Here is a 21,136-nt window from a genome sequence, read left to right as displayed (position 1 = left end):
TGCGGTGTGCTCTTGCGTTCTGGACCCCCCCCGTCAGCCCGCCCCCCACGACCAGGGCCGCCGGGGCCGCCACCACCGCCCGGACGCCCCCCCGGGCGCTTTTCCGCAGCCGGGCCGAACGGCTGTACGGCCGGCGGTACGAGGGCCGTGCGGCCGGGGGACCACCGGGAGCCGGAGGTACGCCGAAGGGGCCCGCAGCACGAGTGCTGCGGGCCCCTTCGACTGCCGGTGACGTCTACCGACTCAGGCGTCGGCGTCCCGGCGCAGACGCGGCTTCAAGTCCTTGAAGCGCGCCAGCAGACCGTTGACGAAGGTCGGGGACTCGTCCGTGGAGAACTCCTTGGCGAGCTGCACCGCCTCGTCGATCGCGACCGCGTCCGGCGTGCCGTCCTCCCAGATCAGCTCGTACGCGCCGAGGCGCACGATGTTCCGGTCGGCGACGGGCATCCGGTCGAGGTCCCAGTCCACCGCGTAGGTCGCGATGAGCTCGTCGATCCGCGCCACGTGGGCGGCGTATCCCTCGACCAGCTGCATGGTGAAATCGTTGACCGGCGGCTGACGGTCGTCCGACCGCGCGTGCCGGACCTGGTCCGCGAGGACCTCCTGGACGGAGGCACCACGCTGGTCCGCCTCGAAGAGGATCTGGAAGGCGCGCTTGCGCGCCTTGCTCCGAGCGGCCACGGTTACTTGTTCACCCGGCCGAGGTAGTCGCTGGTGCGGGTGTCGACCTTGACCTTCTCGCCGGTGCTGATGAAGAGCGGGACCTGGATCTCGTGGCCGGTCTCCAGCGTGGCGGGCTTGGTGCCGCCGGTGGAGCGGTCGCCCTGGACGCCCGGGTCGGTGTGCTTGATGACCAGCTCGACGGCGGCCGGGAGCTCGACGTAGAGCACCTCGCCCTCGTGCTGGGCGACCGAGGCGGTGAAGCCCTCGATCAGGAAGTTGGCGGCGTCGCCGACCGACTTGCGGTCGACCATCAGCTGGTCGTAGGTCTCCTCGTCCATGAAGACGAAGTAGTCGCCGTCCATGTAGGAGAACTGCATGTCGCGGCGGTCGATGGTGGCCGTCTCGACCTTGGTGCCGGCGTTGAACGTCTTGTCGACGACCTTGCCGGAGAGCACGCTCTTCAGCTTGGTGCGCACGAAGGCCGGGCCCTTGCCGGGCTTGACGTGCTGGAACTCGACGACGGACCAGAGCTGGCCGCCGTCGAGCTTGAGCACCATGCCGTTCTTGAGGTCGTTCGTGGAAGCCACGGTTGCGAAATCTCCTGGACTGACGTGGGACCGTGGAGGCGTACGCGCCTCACAGCGCGAGCAGCTCCTTGGTCGTGATGGTGAGTAGCTCGGGTCCGCCGTCCGCCTCCTGGCGCACGACGAGCGTGTCATCGATCCGGACCCCGCCCCGGCCCGGGAGGTGGACCCCCGGTTCGACGGTGACCGGCACACAAGCGTCCAGTTTACCCATGGCCGAGGGTGAGAGCTGCGGGTCCTCGTCGATTTCGAGCCCCACCCCGTGCCCGGTGAGGGGTACGGCGGCCTCCGCGTGCCCCGCCGCGTCCAGGATCTGGCGGGCCGCCCGGTCCACGTCCCGGTACTCCGCGCCCGGTACCAGGGACTCCCGTCCGGCCCGCTGAGCGGCGAAGACGAGCTCGTACAGCTCGATCTGCCAGTCGGCCGGGGCCGTCCCTATGACGAAGGTGCGACCGATCTCGCACCGGTAGCCGCGGTAGTCGGCGCCGAGACAGACGGAGAGGAAATCACCCTCCTCGACCCGGCGGTCGGTCGGCCGGTGGCCACGCCGTCCGGAGTGCGGGCCGGTGGCCACCGAGGTGGGGAAGGCGGCGCCGTCGGCGCCGTGGTCGACGAGGCGCCGCTCCAGTTCCAACGCGAGGTGGCGCTCGGTCCGCCCCACCAGGATCGACTCCAGGAGCTCGCCGAGCGCCTGGTCGGCGATCTCGGCGGCGATGCGCAGACAGGCGATCTCGTCCTCGTCCTTGACGATCCTGAGCTGCTCGACGGCGCAGGCGAGGTCGGCGAGACGCAGTCCGGGCGCGACGGAGCCCATGGCCCGGTGACGGGCCACCGTCAGATCGTGCTCCTCGACGGCGAGCGCGTCGGCGCCCGCCCGGCGGGCGAGGTCGACGGCGGCGACGGCCGGATCCGCGCCCCCCACGGGGAGGACCTGCCGGCGGAGGAGTTCGTCGAGCCGTCCGTCGGCCGGTTCACCGCTGGGCGCGACCGCGCAGAGCAGGACGTCCGCGTCCGGCTCGGGCCCGACGAGGAGGACCGCGCCGGGGGGCGAGCCACCCGCGAGATAGCGGACGTTGGCGGGGCGGGAGACCAGGGCCGCCGGGCTGCCCGCGGCCGCGCAGCGATCGCGCAGCCGTACACGGCGGTCCGCATACACCTCTGACATGCTCCGAGCCTACGAGCAGCGCGCCGCGGCGGCCTGTTCTGCGCGGCCGCCCGAGGCAGGGGGCCCGCCCTCCCGGCCGGGGCCCCGCGCCGGTCCGGGGACCGGCCCGGCAGCCCCGGAGGTCACCAGGTGGGCGGGCTGGCGATCGCCCGGGCGAGGATGTCGTCGAGGACCCGGGCGGTGGTCTCGACGTCGTACGTGGAGTTGTCGATGATCGGCAGGCCGGAGCCGTACCAGCCGGCCATGCGTCCGTGGATGGCGGCGACCTCCTCGTCCGAGAGGCGCCGGTTGCCGCTGCGCTCGGCGTTCCGCTCCAGGACGACCTCCAGGCCGGGCAGGAGCACCACCGGCAGGAGGCCGGGGCCGACATGGCGCTTCCAGCCGCCCAGGCCGACGACGGGCCGGTCGGGGAAGACGGCGTCGTCGACGATGCAGGAGATGCCGTTGGCGAGGAAGTTGCGCGCGGCGAAGCCGCAGGTGCGGCGGGCGAGCCGGTACTGCGCCTCGGAGTGCTCGTTCCACCCGGACTGAGGGTCGGCGAAACCGGAGCAGACCCACTCGCGGACGTCGTCGAGGCTGATGTGCGCGGTGGGCACCCGGCGGCGCTGGGCCCAGTGCCGGGCCACGGTCGTCTTCCCGGCCCCCGCCGGGCCGATGAGGAGGACGGCGAGGGTGGCCGCGCCGGTACCGAGGCCGTGCTCCACCGGCGGCGCGAGCGGCGCGGCGACGGGCGGCAGCGGTACCTGGCCGGTGAGGTCGCCTCGCTGGGGAGCCACGCCGGGGTAGTGGGAGCCGCCCGGGTGCTGCGGCCCGCCGGAACGCTGCGGCGCCGCTCCGGGGGCGCCCCAGCCGGCCGCCCCGGGCCCCGCGGGGGGCGAGGCCTGCGGAGGAGCGGTACGCGGGGGCGGCGAGGCGTGCGACGGCGCGGCGTGCGACGGCCCGGGGCCGCCGGCCTGGACGGTCGGGTGCACACCGAGCCGGGGCCCGGCGGGCGGCCCGGGGTACGGGGTGCCCGGCGGAGGCGGCGGAACGGGCGGACTCCCGCCCTGGACACCGCTCCCCGCACCGGGGACGGTCTCGGGTCCGGCACCGGGGCCGCCCCCGGACACCGGAACGGGTCCCTGCCCGAGGCCGGAGCCCTGACCAGGACCGGATCCGGGAACGGGTCCCTGCCCGAGGCCGGAACCCTGTCCGGCTCCGGGTCCCTGCCCGAGTCCGGGGCCAGGGCTCTGCCCGACGCCCGGGCTCTGCGCGACCCCGGGGCCCGGTCCCTGCCCGACGCCGGGCCCCTGCCCCGGGCCGGAGCCCTGGGCAGTGCTCTGGCCGGGCGCCTGGCCCGATCGCTCGGGCGGTGGCAGCGGACCCCCCACTGCGTGCTGCATCCGGTGCCACTCCGTCTCGTACGCTCGTACGCCTGATGTATCCGGTGCGCCGGAACGTTACCGCCCCCGGCCCCCACACGGGGAACGGCCGGGGACTCCCCCTGGTGCCCGGCCGGCCTGGTGCCCTCTCAGCCGGCCAGTTCCTCGGCGAGCGCCCGCAGGGCCAGCCGGTAGGAACCGATCCCGAACCCGGCGACCGTCCCGGTCGCCACGGCCGCGACGACCGAGGTGTGCCGGAACTCCTCCCGGCCGTAGGGGTTCGAGATGTGCACCTCGATCAGCGGGGCCGTCCGCTGCGCGGCCGCGTCCCGCATCCCGTACGAGTAGTGGGTGAACGCACCCGGGTTGATGATCACGGGGACCGAACGGTCGGCCGCCTCGTGGAGCCAGCGGATCATCTCGCCCTCGTCGTTGGTCTCCCGCACCTCGACGTCGAAGCCGAGCTCCGCGCCGAGGGTGCGGCAGGACTCGACGAGCCCCTTGTAGGAGGTGGCGCCGTAGATGTCGGGCTCGCGGGAGCCGAGCCGGCCGAGGTTGGGGCCGTTGAGCACCAGAACCGGACGCGGCTCGCTCACGCCGACACCTCGCCGTACGCGGCGATCAGGACCGCCGGGTCGGGGCCCTCCAGGACGGTCGGCCTGCCGATGCCGTCGAGCACGATGAAGCGGAGCAGGTCGCCGCGGGACTTCTTGTCGACCCGCATGGTCTCCAGGAGCTTCGGCCACTGGTCGCCGCGGTAGGTGAGCGGCAGCCCGACGGACTCCAGGACGGCGCGGTGCCGGTCGGCGGTGGCGTCGTCGAGGCGCCCGGCCAGGCGGCCGAGTTCGGCGGCGAAGACCATGCCGACGGAGACGGCGGCGCCGTGACGCCACTTGTACCGCTCGTTCTTCTCGATGGCGTGGGCGAGGGTGTGGCCGTAGTTGAGGATCTCCCGGCGGCCGGACTCCTTGAGGTCGCCGGAGACGACCTCGGCCTTGACCTGGATCGAGCGGACGAGCAGCTCGGCGGTGTGCGGGCCGGCCGGGGTGCGGGCGGCCTGCGGGTCCGCCTCGATGAGGTCGAGGATCACCGGGTCGACGATGAAGCCGGCCTTGATGATCTCCGCGAGACCGCTGACGTAGTCGTTGACCGGCAGCGAGTCGAGGGCGGCCAGGTCGCAGAGGACCCCGGCGGGCGGGTGGAAGGCGCCGACGAGGTTCTTGCCCTCGGCGGTGTTGATGCCCGTCTTGCCGCCGACGGCCGCGTCGACCATGGCCAGGACCGTGGTCGGCACGGCGATCCAGCGGACGCCCCGCAGCCAGGTCGCGGCCACGAAGCCGGCCAGGTCGGTGGTGGCGCCGCCACCCACACCGACGACGACGTCGCTGCGCGTGAAGCCGGTCTGGCCGAGCGCCTTCCAGCAGTAGGCGGCGACCTCGACGGTCTTCGCCTCCTCGGCGTTCGGCACCTGGATGGCGACCGCCTCGTAGCCCTGGTCCGCGAGGTCGGCGCGGAGCGCCTCACCCGTGTCGGCGAGCGCCTCCGGGTGGATCACGGCGACCCGCTTGGCCTGGTTGCCGATCAGGGCCGGGAGCTCGCCGAGCAGCTGCCGGCCGACCAGCACCTCGTACGGATCCGTGCCCGCGCTGCCCGCGACAGGGATGCGGGTGACTTCCTGGTCCGTCGTCATGCGTCCTTCTTCAGATCCAGTGCCGAGAGGACCGCGTCCGCGACCTCTTCGGGGGTGCGGTCGTCGGTCGTGACGACGGCCCGCGCGACTTCGGTGTACAGATGGCGGCGCGCCTCCATCAGCTCGCGCCACTGGCGGCGCGGGTTGACGGCGAGCAGCGGCCGCGCGGTGTTCAGGCCGACGCGCCGGACCGCCTCCTCGACGTCCATCGAGAGGTACGCGACGGGCAGCCCGGCGAGGAGGGCGCGGGTGCCGGCGTCGAGGATCGCGCCGCCGCCGAGGGCGAGGACGCCCTCGTGTCCGGCGACGGCCGCGGCGACCGCGTCCCGTTCGAGGGCGCGGAAGTGCTCCTCGCCGTCCTCGACGAAGATGTCGGAGATCTCGCGTCCCTCGGCGGCGACGATGTCGGCGTCGGTGTCCCGGTAGGGCGCGCCGAGCCGTTCGGCCAGGAGCGCGCCCACCGTGGACTTGCCGGAGCCCATGGGTCCGACGAGGACGACCAGTGGCCCGGCGGTCACCGGATGGACAGGTTGTCGAGGTACGACCGCACGTTGCGGCGGGTCTCGGGGACGCTGTCGCCGCCGAACTTCTCGACGACGGCGTCCGCGAGGACGAGCGCGACCATGGCCTCGGCGACGATGCCGGCGGCGGGGACGGCGCACACGTCGGAACGCTGGTGGTGGGCGGCCGCGGCCTCGCCGGTGGCGACGTCGATGGTGGCGAGGGCGCGCGGGACGGTCGCGATGGGCTTCATCGCGGCGCGGACGCGCAGCAGCTCGCCGGTGGTCAGGCCGCCCTCGGTGCCGCCGGAGCGGCCGGAGGTGCGCTTGATGCCGTCCTCGGTGCGGACGATCTCGTCGTGGGCCTTCGAGCCGGGCACGCGGGCCAGGTCGAAGCCGTCGCCGACCTCGACTCCCTTGATGGCCTGGATGCCCATGAGGGCCGCGGCGAGCCGGGCGTCGAGACGCCGGTCCCAGTGGACGTGCGAACCGAGGCCGACGGGGACGCCGTAGGCCAGGACCTCGACGACTCCGCCGAGGGTGTCGCCGTCCTTGTGGGCCTGGTCGATCTCCGCGACCATCGCCTTCGACGCGTCGGCGTCGAGGCAGCGGACCGGGTCGGCGTCGAGCCTCTCGACGTCGGCGGGGGTCGGGTAGACGCCGTACGGCGCCTTGGCGGCGGCCAGCTCGACGACGTGCGACACGATCTCGATGCCCGCGGCCTCCTTGATGAAGGAGCGGGCGACGGCGCCGAGCGCGACACGGGCGGCGGTCTCCCGGGCGCTGGCGCGCTCAAGGATCGGCCGTGCCTCGTCGAAGCCGTACTTCTGCATGCCGGCGAGGTCGGCGTGGCCGGGCCGGGGCCGGGTCAGGGGGGCGTTGCGGCCCGTCTCCTTGAGCTCGGCGGGGTCGACCGGGTCGGCCGACATGACCTTCTCCCACTTGGGCCACTCGGTGTTGCCGACCATGACGGCGATCGGGGAGCCGAGGGAGAGTCCGTGGCGGACTCCGCCCAGGAAGGTGATCTCGTCCTGCTCGAACTTCATCCGGGCGCCACGCCCATAGCCGAGGCGTCGCCGCGCGAGGTGGTCCGCCACCAGCTCTGTGGTGACCGGGACGCCGGCGGGAAGACCCTCCAACGTCGCGACCAGCGCGGGTCCGTGGGATTCCCCAGCGGTCAGCCAACGCAACCTGCTCAACGATGCTCCTCATGCTCGCGCCTGGGCACTGCGACGGCGCGGCCGGGTGCGCGGCCCTGGCCCGCCATCCCCGATCCTCCCACGTCCGGGGCGTCCACTTGGTCGCCGGTCCAGCTATCGGACGCGCGTCCCGCCCTCCGGGAGGGTCCGCTCCCCCTCCTGGAGGGGCTCCTCGTCCTCCGGGGCGTGGGCGGAACGCTTCCGCAGCCAGGAGACGAAGCCGTACACGACGGTCGATCCGAAAAGTCCCAGCACGGTGTACCGCGCCCATGCGGGCAGGTCGCTGAAGAACCCCACCCAGAGAAATCGCACCACGTCGAAAGCGGCGTCCCACTTGGACGCCAACACCAGTTCCCCGCTCATGTCCCCCGTGCTCTCCCCCTGCGGCGCCGGTCGGTCCCCGGCGCCGTCCGTTCCCTACCGGGCGGCCAGCGCCCGCTCCCCCGCCGCGCGCATCGCGGCCAGCGGCGCCCTGGGGACGCCGGTCATCTGCTCGACCTGGAGGACGGCCTGGTGGACGAGGAGGTCGAGGCCGCCGACCACCTTTCCGCCGCGCTCGGACCAGGCCGCGGCGAGCGCCGTCGGCCAGGGGTCGTACAGGACGTCGAAGAGGGTCCCCGCGGTGTCCGGCACGGCGCTCGCCAGGGCGTTCGTCGTACCGGCCGGGGTGGTCGCGACGACCAGCGGGGCGGTGAACGCCTCCGCCGCGTCGTCCCAGGCCGCGGTACGGACGTCCACCCCGAGCCGCTCGCCCCAGCCCCGCATCTCCTCGGCGCGCGCCTCGCTCCGTACGTACGCGGTGACGGGCCCGGCGCAGATCCGGGCCAGCGCGGCGAGCGCGGAGGAGGCGGTGGCTCCGGCGCCGAGGATCGCCGCCGAGTCCACCTTCTCGACGCCCCGCTCGCGCAGGGCCGCGATCATGCCGGGGATGTCCGTGTTGTCGCCGACCCGTCGCCCGTCCTCGCGGAGGACGACGGTGTTCACCGCCTCGACGGAGGCGGCCGTCTCGCTGATCTCGTCGAGCAGCGGGATGATCGCCCGCTTGAGCGGCATGGTCAGCGAGAGCCCGGCCCAGGTGCCGTCCAGTTCGCCGACGAAGCCGGCGAGCCCGGCCTCGTCGACCTCGAAGCGGTCGTACGACCAGCCGTCGAGGCCGAGTTCGGCGTACGCGGCCCGGTGCAGGACCGGGGAGAGCGAGTGGGCGATCGGCGATCCCAGGACCGCCGCGCGGCGTGGTGACGCCATCAGTTCTTCCTCGACTCGTTGAACTGGTCGACGAGCTTCTGGTGCTCGGCGTTCGTCCTCGTGAACTTGGAGGTCTTGCCGTCGAGCGAGATGAAGTAGTACCACCCGTCGTTCGTCGGGTTGAGCGCGCCCTGGAGCGCCTCCAGTCCGGGGTTGCCGATCGGACCGGGCGGCAGACCCTTGACGAAGTACGTGTTGTACGGGCTGTTGTACTTCCGGACCTCCGCGAGCGAGAGGTCCAGCTTGCTCTGGTTCTTGATGTAGTTGTACGTCGAGTCGAACTCGAGCCCGCCGAAGGTCTGCGGGTTCGACGGCTTGAGCCGGTTGTAGACGACCTCTCCCATCTTGCGGAAGTCGTCGTGCGACGTGCCCTCCGCCTGGACGAGGCTGGCGATCGTGACGATCTCCCAGGGGCTGTCGACCCCGAGCTCCTGCGCCTTGGCCTCCAGGTCGAGCTTGGCGTACTCCTGGTTCGCGCGGCCGACCATCTTGCGGAGCGCGTCCTCGGGCTTGCTGCCCTTGGCCACCGGGTAGCTCGCCGGGAAGAGGAAGCCCTCCAGCGGGTCCTTCACGTTCTTGTGGTTCACCGCCCATTCCGGGAGGCCGAGCTCGCCGGCCCGGGTCTTGGCGATGCCCTTCGTCGTACCGGCTTCGAGGCCGAGCTTCTTGTCGATCTGCTCGTAGACCCAGACGTTGCGCCGGCCCTCGGGGATGACGAAGTTGCTCTGGCTGGCCGGGTCGAGCATCAGCGTGACCGCGCTCTCCGCCGACATCTCCTTCTTGAGCGTGTAGACGCCCGCCTGGATGGAGTTGCCCTTCGGGTTCTGCAGCTGCGCCGAGACGAAGGCGTCGACGCTCTTGACGACGCCCGCCTTCTTCAGGATGTTGCCGATCTCGTTGCCGTACGCGCCCTTGGGGATCTCGATCTGGATGTCCCCGCTGCCGCTGCCCACGTAGTCCTCGGCCGCGCCGAACTGGCCCTGCCAGAACTGGTAGCCGAAGTACCCGATGCCGCCGACGCCGCCGACCAGGACGACCGCGACGACCAGGCAGGCCGCGCCGTTCTTGCCTTTGCGCTTCTTCGCCTTGCTCCGGCGTTCGCGATCGCCGCCGCGGGGGCTTCGGCCGCCGCGACCGGGCTCCTCCTCGTCACCGTCGTCCGGCTCGTCGTCACCGGTGAAGAAGGGGTGCTTCTCCTCCTCCGGCTCGGGACGCGCCTCTTCCTCCGGCTCCCAGTCGACGACCGGCTCCGGCGGGTTCTGCCGGCGGCCGGGGGGCTGGGGCGGGGGGTAGGCCTCGGGGGTGCCGTAGAGGTCCGGGTTCTGACCGCCGTACGGATCGGCCGGGGGCGTGCCGTACGGCATGGCCGCCTGGCCCGTCTCCCAGTTGCCGTCGTACTGCTGTCCGAGGTTCCCGGGCGTGTCGTAACCGCCCGGGTACCCCGTCCCGTACTGCTGCTGTTCGTACGACTGCTGGTACTGCTGAGGCTGGTGCTGCGCCTGCTGCTGGTGCTGCTGCGCCTGCTGCTGGTGCTGCTGCGCCTGCTGCTGGTACTGCTGCGGGTCGACGTACCCCTGCGGCTGCTGCTGGTACTGCTGCTGAGCATGCTGCTGGTACGGGTCGGCCTCGTAGCCCTGGCCTCCCTGGCCGTACGAGTCCTCGTAACCGTGACCGCCCTGGCCGTACTGGTTCGGCTGCTGCGGATGCGGGTACTGCTGCTGGCCCTCCCACCCCTGGTCCCCGTAGAGCGGGTCCCCGGGGTGCCACGGTTCGGAGCCTGGGCTCCGGCCATACTCAGTCATCGATCCCCAAAACAGCCGCGAGGCTTCCGGACGATCCGCCTCTACGTAGTGCGGCAGCTGTTCGAACACCGCCGCATCGCGCGGAACGTTACCGTATCGCGATCAGATGACCACTTCGACGCCCTCACCGGGCGGATTACCTGATACCCGTTCGGACTCAAGAGCGTTCTGAAGGATGATCACAGCGGCGGCCTGGTCGATGACGGACCGCCCCTTCTTCGCCTTCACCCCGGAGGCCCGCAGCCCCTGGGTCGCGGTGACCGTGGTCATCCGCTCGTCGACCAGCCGGACCGGCACCGGGGCGATGCCCTTGGCCATCTCCCCGGCGAAGGCACGGACCTTCGTCGCGGCCGGGCCCTCCCGCCCGCTGAGCGAGCGGGGCAGACCCACGACGACCTCGATCGGCTCGTACTCCTCGACGATCTGGCGGAGCCGCCGGTGGGCGGCCGGGACGTCACGCCCCGGCACGGTCTCCACCGGCGTCGCGAGGACCCCGTCGGGGTCGCACGAGGCGACCCCGATCCGGGCGTCCCCGACGTCCACCGCGATACGGCGGCCGCGGCGCATCGTCACGCGGTCTCCACCACGAGGCGCTCGACGGCGGCGATGGCCTCGCCGACGGCCTCCGGGTTCTGGCCGCCGCCCTGGGCGACGTCCGGCTTGCCGCCGCCACCGCCACCGAGGGTCTTGGCGGCGGTGCGGACCAGCTCGCCGGCCTTGAGACCGCGCTCGCGGGCGGCCTCGTTGGTGGCGATGACGGTCAGCGGCTTGCCGTTGGCCGTGGTGAACAGGGCGACGACGGCCGGGCGGCCGCCCGAGATGCGCCCGCGCACGTCGAGGACGAGCCTGCGCAGGTCGTCGGCGCCGGTGCCGTCCGGGACCTGACCGGTCACCAGGGCGACGCCGCGGATGTCCTGGGCGGAGTCGACGAGCCCGGCGGCGGCCTGGAGGACCTTCTCCGCGCGGAACTTCTCGATCTCCTTCTCGGCGTCCTTCAGCTTGCCGAGCATGGAGGAGATCTTCTCCGGCAGCTCCTCCGGGCGGCCCTTGACCAGCTCCTGGAGCTGGGCGACGACCGTGTGCTCCCTGGCGAGGAAGTTGTACGCGTCGACGCCGACGAGGGCCTCGATGCGACGCACGCCGGAGCCGATGGAGGACTCGCCGAGCAGCTTCACCAGACCCAGCTGCGCGGTGTTGTGGACGTGCGTACCGCCGCACAGCTCCTTGGAGAAGTCGCCGATGGTGACGACGCGGACCTGCTCGCCGTACTTCTCGCCGAACTCGGCGATGGCGCCCTGGCGCTTAGCCTCGTCGATCGGCATGACCTCGGCGTGGACCTCCAGCTCGCGCGAGAGGACCTCGTTGATCTTCTGCTCGACGTCGGTGAGGACCGCGCCGGGCACGGCGTTCGGCGAACCGAAGTCGAAGCGGAAGCGGCCGGGCTGGTTCTCGGAACCGGCCTGGGCGGCCGTCGGGCCGAGGGCGTCGCGCAGCGCCTGGTGGGTGAGGTGGGTGGCCGAGTGGGCACGGGCGATGGCCCGGCGGCGGCGCACGTCGATGGTGGCGTAGGCGGTGGCGCCCACGGTCACCTCGCCGACCTGCACGGAGCCCTTGTGCACGGAGACGCCCGGGACCGGCTGCTGGACGTCGCGGACCTCGATGACGGCGCCGCTGTGCAGCTTGATCCGGCCCTGGTCGGCGATCTGGCCGCCGCCCTCGGCGTAGAAGGGGGTGCGGTCGAGGACGACCTCGACGTCGTCGCCCTCGGAGGCGGCCGGCGCGGGAACGCCGTTGACGAGGAGACCGACGACCGTGGTCTCGCCCTCGGTGTTGGTGTAGCCGGTGAACTGGGTGGCGCCGCTGGTGTCGGCGATCTCCCGGTACGAGGTGACGTCGGCGTGGCCGGTCTTCTTGGCCCTGGCGTCGGCCTTGGCGCGGTCCCGCTGCTCCGTCATCAGGCGGCGGAAGCCGTCCTCGTCCACGGCGAGGCCCTGCTCGGCGGCCATCTCCAGGGTGAGGTCGATCGGGAAGCCCCAGGTGTCGTGGAGCAGGAACGCCTTGTCGCCGGAGAGGATCGTGCCGCCGGAGGCCTTGGTCTCGGTGACGGCGGTGTCGAGGATGTTGGTGCCGCCCTTGAGGGCCTTCAGGAAGGCGGCCTCTTCGGCGAGGGCGACGGTCTCGATGCGCTTGCGGTCGGTGACGAGCTCCGGGTACTGCTCGCCCATCGTGTCGATCACGGTGTCGACGAGCTCCTGGACCACCGGACCGGTGGCGCCGAGCAGGCGCATGTTGCGGACGGCGCGGCGCATGATGCGGCGCAGGACGTAGCCGCGGCCCTCGTTGCCGGGGGTGACGCCGTCGCCGATGAGCATGACGGACGTGCGCATGTGGTCGGCGACGACGCGCAGCGAGACGTCGCTGTCGTGGGCCTTGCCGTAGGCGACGCCGGTGAGTTCGGTGGCCTTGTCGATGACGACCTGGAGGGTGTCCGTCTCGTACATGTTCTGGACGCCCTGGAGGATCATCGCCAGGCGCTCCAGGCCGAGGCCCGTGTCGATGTTCTTCGACGGGAGCTCGCCGAGGATCGGGAAGTCGTCCTTGCCCGTGCCCTCACCGCGCTCGTACTGCATGAAGACCAGGTTCCAGATCTCCACGTACCGCTCGTCGTTGACGGCCGGGCCGCCCTCGACGCCGAAATCGGGGCCGCGGTCGTAGTTGATCTCGGAGCAGGGGCCGCAGGGTCCGGGGACGCCCATCGACCAGTAGTTGTCCTTCTTGCCGAGGCGCTGGATCCGCTCGGCGGGGACGCCGACGACGTCGCGCCAGATCTGCTCGGCCTCGTCGTCCTCCTGGTAGACGGTGATCCAGAGCTTCTCCGGCTCCAGCCCGTAGCCGCCGTGCTCGACCGAGGAGGTCAGCAGCTCCCAGGCGAGCTTGATGGCGCCTTCCTTGAAGTAGTCGCCGAAGGAGAAGTTGCCGCACATCTGGAAGAACGTGCCGTGGCGGGTGGTCTTGCCGACCTCTTCGATGTCCGGCGTACGGACACACTTCTGCACACTGGAGGCGCGCGAGAAGGGCGGCTTGACCTCGCCCAGGAAGTAGGGCTTGAAGGGCACCATGCCGGCGGGGACGAGCAGCAGAGTCGGGTCGTCCGCGATGAGCGACGCCGAAGGGACGACGGTGTGCCCGCGCTCCTCGAAGAAGCTCAGCCAGCGGCGGCGGATTTCAGCCGACTCCATCAGTGGTCCTCATTCCGGTTGTACGAGATCGTGGGAATTGAATGCGTGGTCGGGTACGGGGCGGTGCCGAGCGCGGTCCTGCGGCGCGGCTCCGGAAGCTCATGGCCCGGGTCGGGTGCGTCCAGGCCGAGCGCCTCCTCCAGTTCGGCCTCCCGCCGGACCATGCCCACCCTCACGTCGAGGGCGAAGTCCTTGAGGCGGTGGCCGGCGTCGATCGCCTTGTTCGCGGCCTGGGCCGCGAGGCTCTCGGGGGTCAGCTGCTTCAGCTTCCGGTTGACCTTGGCGGTGGCCCACACGCCGGCGGCTGCGCCGGCCGTGAACCAGAACGTACGGCGGAACATCGCGGTCAGCCCTTCTGCTTCCGGCGTCGCGAGGACGGCACGGTACGGCCGACGACCACGGTACGGCGCGAGGTGGCCCGCGGCGCGTCCTCGCCGTCCCCGCCCCGGCCGAGCGCCTTGCGCACCCCGTAGCCGAAGGCGGCGACCTTGACGAGCGGGCCTCCGAAGGTGGAGGCGACCGTGGAGGAGAGCGCGGAGGCGTTGGAGGTGACCTCCTGGACGTCCGAGGCGATGGCGTCGACCCGGTCGAGCTGGGTCTGCGCCGAGCGGACGGTCGCGGAGGCGTCGGCGAGCAGGGGAACGGCCTGCTCGGTCACGTCCGCCACCATCTTGGTGGTCGCCCTGAGCGTCTGGGCCAGCCTCACCAGCACCACGGCGAGAAAGGAGACCAGGATCGCCCAGAAGACGGCCACCAGGATCCCGGCAACCTCTCCACCGGTCACGCTGCACCGCTCTCTGCTGTCGTCGGATCTGTTGAAAGTCGTCCCCCGAGCCTATCGCGCCCGGGCTCTCCCGCCGTACCGCATTACCGCCCGCAGGACGGGAGTTACGGGAACCGATTGTACGGAGAGCGCGGGGGTGAGTACGCTCCGTGTCCCATGCGACGGAGCAATCTCCCGGCGGAGCTGAACCGGTTCGTCGGACGGGTCGCCGAGCAGGCCGCGCTGACGGCGCTCCTCGACGCGTCCCGCCTGGTCACGGTCGTGGGCGTGGGCGGGGTCGGCAAGACCCGGCTGGCGCTGCGGGCCGCCGCGGGCGTGGAGAAACGCTACGTCGACGGGATCCGGCTCGTCGAGCTCGCGCCGCTGCGCGACGCCCACCTCATCGAGTACGCCCTGGCCGAGGCGCTCGGCCTGACCGACCACACCCCGAGGACCCCGCGCGAGGTGCTTCTGGAGCACCTCGCGGAGCGGCGGACGCTGCTGGTCGTCGACGGTTTCGAGCACCTGGTCGAGCAGTGCGCGCCGCTGGTCCGGGAACTCCTGGAGCGCGCCCCCGGGCTCACCGTCCTGGCGGCCGGACGGCGGCCGCTGCGGGTGGCGGGCGAGGCCGTCCTCCGGCTGGCGCCGCTGGGCGTGGAGGACGCGATGACCCTGCTCGCGGAACGGGCGGCGGAGGCGGGCGCGCCGGCCCCTCCGGCCGGGGAGGACGCCGTACGGGAGCTGTGCCGGCGGCTCGACGGGATTCCACTGGCCCTCGAACTCGCGGCCGGCCGCCTCCCGCTCCTCTCCGTCCGGCAGATGCTGTGCCGCCTCGACGACCGCTTCCGGCTCCTCGCCGACGGCGCGCGCGGGGCGCTCCCCCGGCACCGGACGCTGCGCACCGCCATCGGCTGGAGCCACGAGCTGTGCACCCCGGAGGAGCGGCTCCTCTGGGCGCGGCTCTCCGTCTTCCCCGGCCCCTTCGACCTGGAGGCGGTGGAGTACGTGTGCGGGGGACCGGAGCTGCCGCCGGAGCGGGTCCTGGATCTGCTCGGCGGGCTGCTCGCCCAGTCGCTGCTCACCCGGGAGGACACCCCCGTGGGTCCCGCGTACCGGATGCTCGACACGGTCGCCGCGTACGGGGCCGAGTGGCTGGCGGCGCTCGACGACACCGAGCGGATGCGGCGGCGGCACCGCGACTGGTACATGGGCCTGGCCACCTGGTGCGAGCTGGAGTGGTTCAGCCCGCGCCAGGCGGAGGTGGCGGCCCTGACGGAGGTGGCGCTGCCGCACCTGCGGGCCGCTCTCGACCTCTGTCTGGAGGTCCCGGAGGACACCCATCTCGCCCAGCACCTGGCGGGCACGCTCTGGTTCGCGTGGGTGGGCTGCGGGCGTCTGTCCGAGGGCCGGCACTGGCTGGAGCGGTCGCTCACCCTGGAGTCGGGGCACGAGGAGGCGCGGCTGAAGGCGCTGTGGGTGCTCGGTTACGTGGCCGTCCTCCAGGGGGACGGTACGGCGGCGGTGGCGGCGCTGCACGAGTGCGGGGAGCGGGCCAGGTCCTCGCACAACGCGCTGGCGGAGGCGTACGCGACGCACCGGATGGGCTGTCTCGCGCTGCTCACGGACGACATGCCGAGGGCCGAGGAGCTGATCGGGCGGGCGCTCGACGCCTACCGCGAGCTCGGTGAGCTGAACAGCAACGTGCTGATGGGGCAGATCGAGGTGGCCCTGGCGCGGGCCTTCCGGGGCGATCTGGAGGGGGCGGTCGCCCTCTGCCGGGAGGTGCGGGAGATCTGCGAGGAGCGGGGCGAGCTGTGGGCCCGGGCGTACGCCCTCTACGTCCTGGCGTACTCGGCGTGGACCCGGGGCGCGTACGCGGAGGCGCGGGAGCTGCTCACCGAGTGCGTGTCCATCAACCACACCTTCCGCGATCTGGTGGGCCTCGTCCTGGCGGTCGAGCTGCTGGCCCTGGTGACGGTCAGCGAGGGCCACGCGGCGGAGGCGGCGGTCCTCCAGGGGGCGGCGGTGCCGGTGTGGGAGACGGTGGGGGTCCGGCTCTTCGGCTCGGAGGCGTTCGACGCGCCGAGGACGCTGTGCCGGCAGCGGGCGGAGGAGGCGCTGGGGGCGGCGGCGTACGGCGCCGCCTTCCGGGAGGGCCAGGGGCTCTCGGCGGCGGAGGTCGTGGAGCGGGCGCTCGCGGCCCGTCGGGATCCGGCCGTCGACGGCCCGGCCGCGGCGTCCGCGCCGCGGCCCTTCCGCAGGGCCGGGTCGACCGCTCTCCCGGGAACGCGGAAGCCCGCCGGCTCCCCCACCGGAAAGGGCGGGGAAGCGGCGGGCTGAACACCGCGGGGGTGGTACTTCGCCGGAGCTGGGATCAGCGGGCGTAGTACTCGACGACCAGCTGCTCGTCGCAGATGACCGGGATTTCCTTGCGGTTCGGGTCGCGGTCGAGGCGGAAGGCCAGGGCCTTCAGGTTGACCTGCAGGTAGCGCGGGGTCTCACCGTCGGCGGCGAAGCCACCCTCACGGGCGACCTCGAACAGCGGCTTGGTGCGGCTGCGCTCGCGGACCATCACGACGTCGTCGGGACGGACGCGGAACGACGGCTTGTCGACCTTGCCACCGTTGACCTGGATGTGGCCGTGGACGACCATCTGACGGGCCTGGTAGATGGTGCGGGCGATGCCCGAACGCAGGACCAGGGCGTCGAGGCGACGCTCGAGCTCGACGACCAGCGCCTCGCCCGTCTTGCCCTCGGCCTTCTTGGCACGGTCGTAGGCGCGGGCCATCTGGCGCTCGCTGATGTCGTACTGGGCGCGCAGACGCTGCTTCTCGAGCAGACGGACCTTGTAGTCCGAGTTCTGCTTGCGGCCACGGCCGTGCTCGCCCGGCGGGTAGGGGCGGGCCTCGAAGTACTTGACAGCCTTCGGGGTCAGCGCGATACCGAGCGCACGCGACTTCTTGACCTTGGGACGCGACTGGTTAGGCACGTTCTCCAGACCTCCGTTGTAGGTTAGGTTAGGCTCACCTTACTCAAGGAGATCGCATGTCTCGCCCGGGGAACACCACACGCATCACGGACGGCAACACAAAGAACGACGCCCAATCCACGGATGAAGCCCTGGATGGCATCGATACGACGGAGGTCCGATCAGCTCATGGTCAGCCGCGTCCCAGCGGGCTTGAAATCGCGCGGATGCCGTCAGCAGCCGAGCGCACACGAACTCTCGTACAGAGTACATGCTCCGGAGTGCTGCTGATTCCGGGGGGTGAGGGCCACCGGCCCGAGCTGCTCGCGCCCGAGGCGCGGGCGGTCGGGCCCGAGGGCGAGATCTTCCTGCTCTACCCGGCCGACGCGCCGCCCGTACGGGCCGCCACGCACGCCCAGGACGACGAGCTGCCGGTCGTTCTCGAACTCACCGACGTCGCCCCCGTCTCCGTCCCCCACCGTATCCGGGGCCGCGCCTGGGTCAGCGGCTGGCTCACCTCGCTCCCCGGTGTGGCCGGTCCCGGACGGACGATGCTGCGCCTCGAGGTCGGCGAGGCCCGCGTGGACGACCTCTGGGGCACCGGCGAGATCGACGCCGAGGAGTTCGCCGCCGCCTCCCCCGACCCGCTGCACACCCACGAGACGGAACTCCTCCAGCATCTGCACACGGCCCACGGGGACCGGCTGCGCGAGCTGACCGCCCTGCTCGGCGAGCGCTCGGCCTCCCTCGTCCCCAGCCGTGACGTCGCCCCGCTCGCCCTCGACCGCTTCGGTCTGCGGGTCCGCTTCAGCTCCGGCCCCGGGGACTGCTTCGACGCCCGCTTCGACTTCCCCGAGCCGGTACGGGAGATCTCCGGACTCCGCCGCGAGATGCACCGGCTCTTCGAGGCCGCCCGCGCCTGAGGCCCCGGCGCGACCCGTCACCGGCAGGCGGCGAGCAGCTCCTCCAGCGCCTTCTTCTCCGGCGGCGAGACCGTGAGCCCGTACTTCGCCTTGATCCCGGTCCAGCGCCGGCCGTACTCGCACCCGTACGCCGTCCGTGGCGGCCGCCACTTGTCCGGGGTCCTGCTGCTCTTCTCGTAGTTCGTCGCCTTGTCGGTGGCGAGCAGCACGTCCAGGTCGTTGGCGTACGCCAGCCGCCGCTCCGGCGTCCACGCCCAGGCACCCGCACGCCAGGCCGCGCCGAGGGCGACGACGTGATCGGTCTGGATCCGGGAGGCCCTGCGGTACGAGTAGGGCAACTCCTCCCCGGTGTACGGGTCGTGCAGCACGCCGGACAGGACCACGCACGGGTTCCGGTCACCGAGCCGTACGTCGTCGAGGTCCCGGCGCAGCACGTCGTCCCGGGTGTCACAGCCGTTGCGCCCACCGGGGGCGTCGGTCTCGTCGGACCAGCCGTCCCCGAACTCCGCCCGCTCGTACATCTGCCAGTTCACGCCCCGGGCCACCTTCAGGGCCGCGAGCCGCGTCCGCGCCTCGGCGGGGGTGGGCGGGAAGCCGGGGGTGACGAGGGGAAGGGCGGACGAGGGGGTGGGCGCGGGCTCCTCCGCCCGACCGGGTGCGCACGCGACGACGGTCAACGCCAGGAGGAGCACTCCCGCTCTACGGATCATGGGGCGAGGCTAGAGGTCCGGGGTCCGGGGTGCGGGTCCGGAGCACGGGCGCCGCGCGGGTGGACCGCGCCCACCCGTTCCGCCCCGCCGAACGGGCCCACCGCCGGCGGGCGCCTACTCGTCGCCCTTCAGCCGGGCTCGCACCCGCTCCACCACGTCCGCGTACCTCGCCTCCGCTCCGTAGCGCGTCGGCTCGTAGTAGTGGCGGCCGTGGATCGTGTCCGGCGCGTACTGCTGGGCCGCGATGCCGCCCGGTACGTCGTGCGGGTAGACGTAGCCCTGGGCGTGGCCCAGTTTGGCCGCGCCCTTGTAGTGGCCGTCCCGCAGGTGGGCGGGGACCGAACCCGCGAGGCCGTTGCGCACGTCCGCCAGGGCGGCGCCGATCGCCGTCGTCGCCGCGTTCGACTTCGGGGCCAGGGCCAGGGCGATGGTCGCGTGGCTCAGGGTGAGCGCCGCCTCGGGGAAACCGATCATCGCGACGGCCTGGGCGGCCGCGACCGCGATCGGCAGCGCGTTCGGGTCGGCGAGGCCGATGTCCTCGCTCGCGGAGATCATCAGGCGGCGGGCGATGAACCGCGGGTCCTCCCCCGCCTCGATCATCCGCGCCAGGTAGTGCAGGGCCGCGTCCACGTCGGAGCCGCGGATCGACTTGATGAGCGCGCTGGCCACGTCGTAGTGCTGGTCGCCGTCGCGGTCGTACTTCACGGCCGCCCGGTCGACGGTCTCCTCGACCGTCTGGAGCGTGATCTCCGGCTCACCCTTGGCGATCGCGGCGCCGGCGGCCGCCTCCAGGGCGGTCAGCGCGCGCCGGGCGTCGCCGCCGGCGACACGGAGGAGATGGGCCTCGGCGTCCTCCGGCAGGGTCACCGCCCCGCCGAGACCGCGCTCGCCGGTGAGGGCCCGCGCCATCAGAGCGCTCAGGTCCTCGTCGGTGAGCGGCTCCAGGGTGAGGAGCAGCGAGCGGGAGAGGAGCGGGGAGATGATCGAGAAGTAGGGGTTCTCGGTGGTGGCGGCGATCAGCGTCACCCAGCGGTTCTCCACGGCGGGCAGCAGTGAGTCCTGCTGGGCCTTGGAGAAGCGGTGGATCTCGTCGAGGAAGAGGACGGTCTCCTTGCCGTAGCCGCCGACCGCGCGCCGGGCGCCGTCGATGACGGCCCGGACCTCCTTGACGCCCGCGGTGATCGCCGACAGCTCCACGAACCGCTTGTTGGTGGCCTTGGAGACGACGTACGCCAGGGTGGTCTTCCCGATGCCCGGCGGGCCCCAGAGGATCACCGAGGAGGCTCCGGCGGGGCCGCCGTCCCCCTCGCCGACGAGCCGGCGCAGGGGCGATCCGGGCTTGAGCAGGTGCTGCTGGCCCACCACCTCGTCGAGGGTGCGCGGGCGCATCCGGACGGCCAGCGGGCTGCTGGCGGGGTCCTTCTCCTGGCGGTCTTCGGCTGCTGCGGTAAAGAGGTCGGGCTCCACAGTCATGAAGCCTAGGTCACCGCACCGACAACGCCGTCCGGGCCGGTCAGCTCGTCCAGAAGTCCCACCAGCGGGTCAGGATCAGCATGCCGATGATCCCGATGTGCAGGACGGGGAGGATCCAGGTGAACTCGTCGAAGAAGGTCCTGAGGCCGCGGGGGGCGGGGATGACGCCGTGGCGGACGTTGTGCGAGGTCACGTACCAGAACATGACGATGGTGGCGACCCAGGCCAGGCAGCACCAGAGGCAGAGCGAGTTGATCTCGTACAGCGACTGGTACATGAGCCAGGTGCAGAAACCGACGCCGAGGAGGGTGCCGGCGTTGAGGCCGAGCCAGTACCAGCGGCGGTAGCGGGCGCCGGCGAGCAGGGCCACCCCGATGGCGATCACCATGGCGTACGTGACGAGGCCGAGCATCGGGTTCGGGAAGCCGAAGACCGAGGCCTGCTCGCTCTTCATGATGTTGCCGCAGGAGACGATCGGGTTGAGGCTGCACCCCGGGACGAAGTCGGGGTCCTCCAGGAGCTTGAACTTGTCGATCGTGATGACCCAGGCGGCGAGCACCCCGGCCGCTCCGGTGATCACGAGGAGCCAGGCGAAGGCCCTGCTCGCCCCGATCGTGCCGTCCTCGTGCCGGCCGGACGCGGCCTCGTCCACCGCTGCCTTCGTCATGTCGCCTTTTCCCTCGCTCGCGGGCCTTGTGGGCACGGTCATTCTGCCGTACGGGGGACCCGGCCCACCGTTCGGCGGGGATAAGTGAGGGGGACATAAGGGCGAAGCGGAGGGGCCCGGCTGCGGTGTGGCGGGCACGATCCCTCCCTCGCCGAGGCGGGCGGCGACCCCCGAGCGTTCCAGG

Annotated in this window: 21 protein-coding genes; 2 read left to right on the top strand and 19 right to left on the bottom strand. The window is 72.3% G+C overall.

All coding sequences use genetic code 11. From position 1 onward, the window contains the following. Window positions 1-243 precede the first annotated feature (243 nt). From nusB to ABT129_RS36765, 15 genes are all read right to left on the bottom strand, one after another. Window positions 244-681 carry a transcription antitermination factor NusB gene (gene nusB, locus ABT129_RS36835; protein ID WP_351910410.1) on the bottom strand — a complete coding sequence of 146 codons (438 nt, stop codon included), beginning with the start codon at window positions 679-681 and terminating at the stop codon, window positions 244-246. Window positions 682-683: 2 nt separating this feature from the next. Continuing rightward, window positions 684-1,250, bottom strand: a complete 567-nt coding sequence (gene efp / locus ABT129_RS36830) for an elongation factor P (protein WP_056566768.1) — start codon at window positions 1,248-1,250, stop codon at window positions 684-686. Between the two features lie 49 nt (window positions 1,251-1,299). After that, window positions 1,300-2,412, bottom strand: coding sequence for an aminopeptidase P family protein (locus ABT129_RS36825; RefSeq protein WP_351910408.1), 1,113 nt, complete (start codon window positions 2,410-2,412; stop codon window positions 1,300-1,302). 122 nt (window positions 2,413-2,534) lie between these two features. Beyond that, window positions 2,535-3,383 carry an AAA family ATPase gene (locus ABT129_RS36820; RefSeq protein WP_351910416.1) on the bottom strand — a complete coding sequence of 283 codons (849 nt, stop codon included), beginning with the start codon at window positions 3,381-3,383 and terminating at the stop codon, window positions 2,535-2,537. 539 nt (window positions 3,384-3,922) lie between these two features. Then, window positions 3,923-4,369, bottom strand: a complete 447-nt coding sequence (aroQ, locus tag ABT129_RS36815; protein WP_351910406.1) for a type II 3-dehydroquinate dehydratase — start codon at window positions 4,367-4,369, stop codon at window positions 3,923-3,925. Continuing rightward, window positions 4,366-5,463, bottom strand: coding sequence for a 3-dehydroquinate synthase (gene aroB / locus ABT129_RS36810; protein WP_351910404.1), 1,098 nt, complete (start codon window positions 5,461-5,463; stop codon window positions 4,366-4,368). The genes aroQ and aroB overlap by 4 nt, the downstream gene beginning before the upstream one ends. Beyond that, entirely contained in the window at window positions 5,460-5,981 is a 522-nt protein-coding gene (locus ABT129_RS36805; RefSeq protein WP_351910402.1) for a shikimate kinase, read from the bottom strand. Before ABT129_RS36805 ends, aroB begins: the two co-directional genes overlap by 4 nt. Beyond that, window positions 5,978-7,162 (bottom strand): chorismate synthase, encoded by a 1,185-nt coding sequence (aroC, locus tag ABT129_RS36800; protein ID WP_351910400.1) that lies wholly within the window; start codon window positions 7,160-7,162, stop codon window positions 5,978-5,980. Before aroC ends, ABT129_RS36805 begins: the two co-directional genes overlap by 4 nt. 114 nt (window positions 7,163-7,276) lie before the next feature. Then, window positions 7,277-7,525 carry a hypothetical protein gene (locus ABT129_RS36795; protein ID WP_351910398.1) on the bottom strand — a complete coding sequence of 83 codons (249 nt, stop codon included), beginning with the start codon at window positions 7,523-7,525 and terminating at the stop codon, window positions 7,277-7,279. Between the two features lie 54 nt (window positions 7,526-7,579). Beyond that, window positions 7,580-8,407, bottom strand: a complete 828-nt coding sequence (locus ABT129_RS36790; protein ID WP_351910397.1) for a shikimate dehydrogenase — start codon at window positions 8,405-8,407, stop codon at window positions 7,580-7,582. Next, window positions 8,407-10,209, bottom strand: coding sequence for an endolytic transglycosylase MltG (gene mltG, locus ABT129_RS36785; RefSeq protein ID WP_351910395.1), 1,803 nt, complete (start codon window positions 10,207-10,209; stop codon window positions 8,407-8,409). The genes ABT129_RS36790 and mltG overlap by 1 nt, the downstream gene beginning before the upstream one ends. Window positions 10,210-10,311: 102 nt before the next feature. Continuing rightward, window positions 10,312-10,776 carry a Holliday junction resolvase RuvX gene (gene ruvX / locus ABT129_RS36780; protein ID WP_030316278.1) on the bottom strand — a complete coding sequence of 155 codons (465 nt, stop codon included), beginning with the start codon at window positions 10,774-10,776 and terminating at the stop codon, window positions 10,312-10,314. A 2-nt stretch (window positions 10,777-10,778) separates the two neighbouring features. After that, entirely contained in the window at window positions 10,779-13,448 is a 2,670-nt protein-coding gene (alaS, locus tag ABT129_RS36775; RefSeq protein WP_351910393.1) for an alanine--tRNA ligase, read from the bottom strand. After that, window positions 13,448-13,789: a DUF6167 family protein gene (locus ABT129_RS36770; RefSeq protein WP_351910392.1), complete on the bottom strand. Its 342-nt coding sequence runs from the start codon at window positions 13,787-13,789 to the stop codon at window positions 13,448-13,450. The genes alaS and ABT129_RS36770 overlap by 1 nt, the downstream gene beginning before the upstream one ends. 5 nt (window positions 13,790-13,794) lie before the next feature. Further along, the gene (locus ABT129_RS36765) at window positions 13,795-14,232 is read right to left on the bottom strand and encodes a DUF948 domain-containing protein (RefSeq protein ID WP_351910390.1); all 438 of its coding nucleotides are present in this window, start codon (window positions 14,230-14,232) and stop codon (window positions 13,795-13,797) included. 156 nt (window positions 14,233-14,388) lie between these two features. On the opposite strand from ABT129_RS36765, the gene ABT129_RS36760 reads away from it, so the two are divergent. Further along, window positions 14,389-16,551: an ATP-binding protein gene (locus ABT129_RS36760; protein WP_351910388.1), complete on the top strand. Its 2,163-nt coding sequence runs from the start codon at window positions 14,389-14,391 to the stop codon at window positions 16,549-16,551. A gap of 34 nt (window positions 16,552-16,585) precedes the next feature. On the opposite strand, the gene rpsD is transcribed toward ABT129_RS36760, so the two are convergent. Further along, window positions 16,586-17,200, bottom strand: a complete 615-nt coding sequence (gene rpsD, locus ABT129_RS36755) for a 30S ribosomal protein S4 (protein WP_024758279.1) — start codon at window positions 17,198-17,200, stop codon at window positions 16,586-16,588. Window positions 17,201-17,406: 206 nt separating this feature from the next. On the opposite strand from rpsD, the gene ABT129_RS36750 reads away from it, so the two are divergent. Further along, window positions 17,407-18,102 carry a DUF2470 domain-containing protein gene (locus ABT129_RS36750; RefSeq protein WP_351910414.1) on the top strand — a complete coding sequence of 232 codons (696 nt, stop codon included), beginning with the start codon at window positions 17,407-17,409 and terminating at the stop codon, window positions 18,100-18,102. Between the two features lie 17 nt (window positions 18,103-18,119). Here ABT129_RS36750 and ABT129_RS36745 read toward each other — a convergent pair whose 3' ends face one another. From ABT129_RS36745 to ABT129_RS36735, 3 genes are all read right to left on the bottom strand, one after another. Further along, the gene (locus ABT129_RS36745; RefSeq protein ID WP_351910385.1) at window positions 18,120-18,812 is read right to left on the bottom strand and encodes a GmrSD restriction endonuclease domain-containing protein; all 693 of its coding nucleotides are present in this window, start codon (window positions 18,810-18,812) and stop codon (window positions 18,120-18,122) included. A 114-nt stretch (window positions 18,813-18,926) separates the two neighbouring features. After that, window positions 18,927-20,279, bottom strand: coding sequence for a replication-associated recombination protein A (locus ABT129_RS36740; protein ID WP_351910412.1), 1,353 nt, complete (start codon window positions 20,277-20,279; stop codon window positions 18,927-18,929). Window positions 20,280-20,325: 46 nt separating this feature from the next. Next, entirely contained in the window at window positions 20,326-20,952 is a 627-nt protein-coding gene (locus ABT129_RS36735) for a vitamin K epoxide reductase family protein (protein ID WP_351910383.1), read from the bottom strand. Between the last annotated feature and the right edge of the window lie 184 nt (window positions 20,953-21,136).

It is taken from the genome of Streptomyces sp. NPDC002057 (assembly GCF_040296665.1).
Lineage (GTDB): Bacteria > Actinomycetota > Actinomycetes > Streptomycetales > Streptomycetaceae > Streptomyces.
This window is presented reverse-complemented; position numbering and strand designations above follow the sequence as displayed.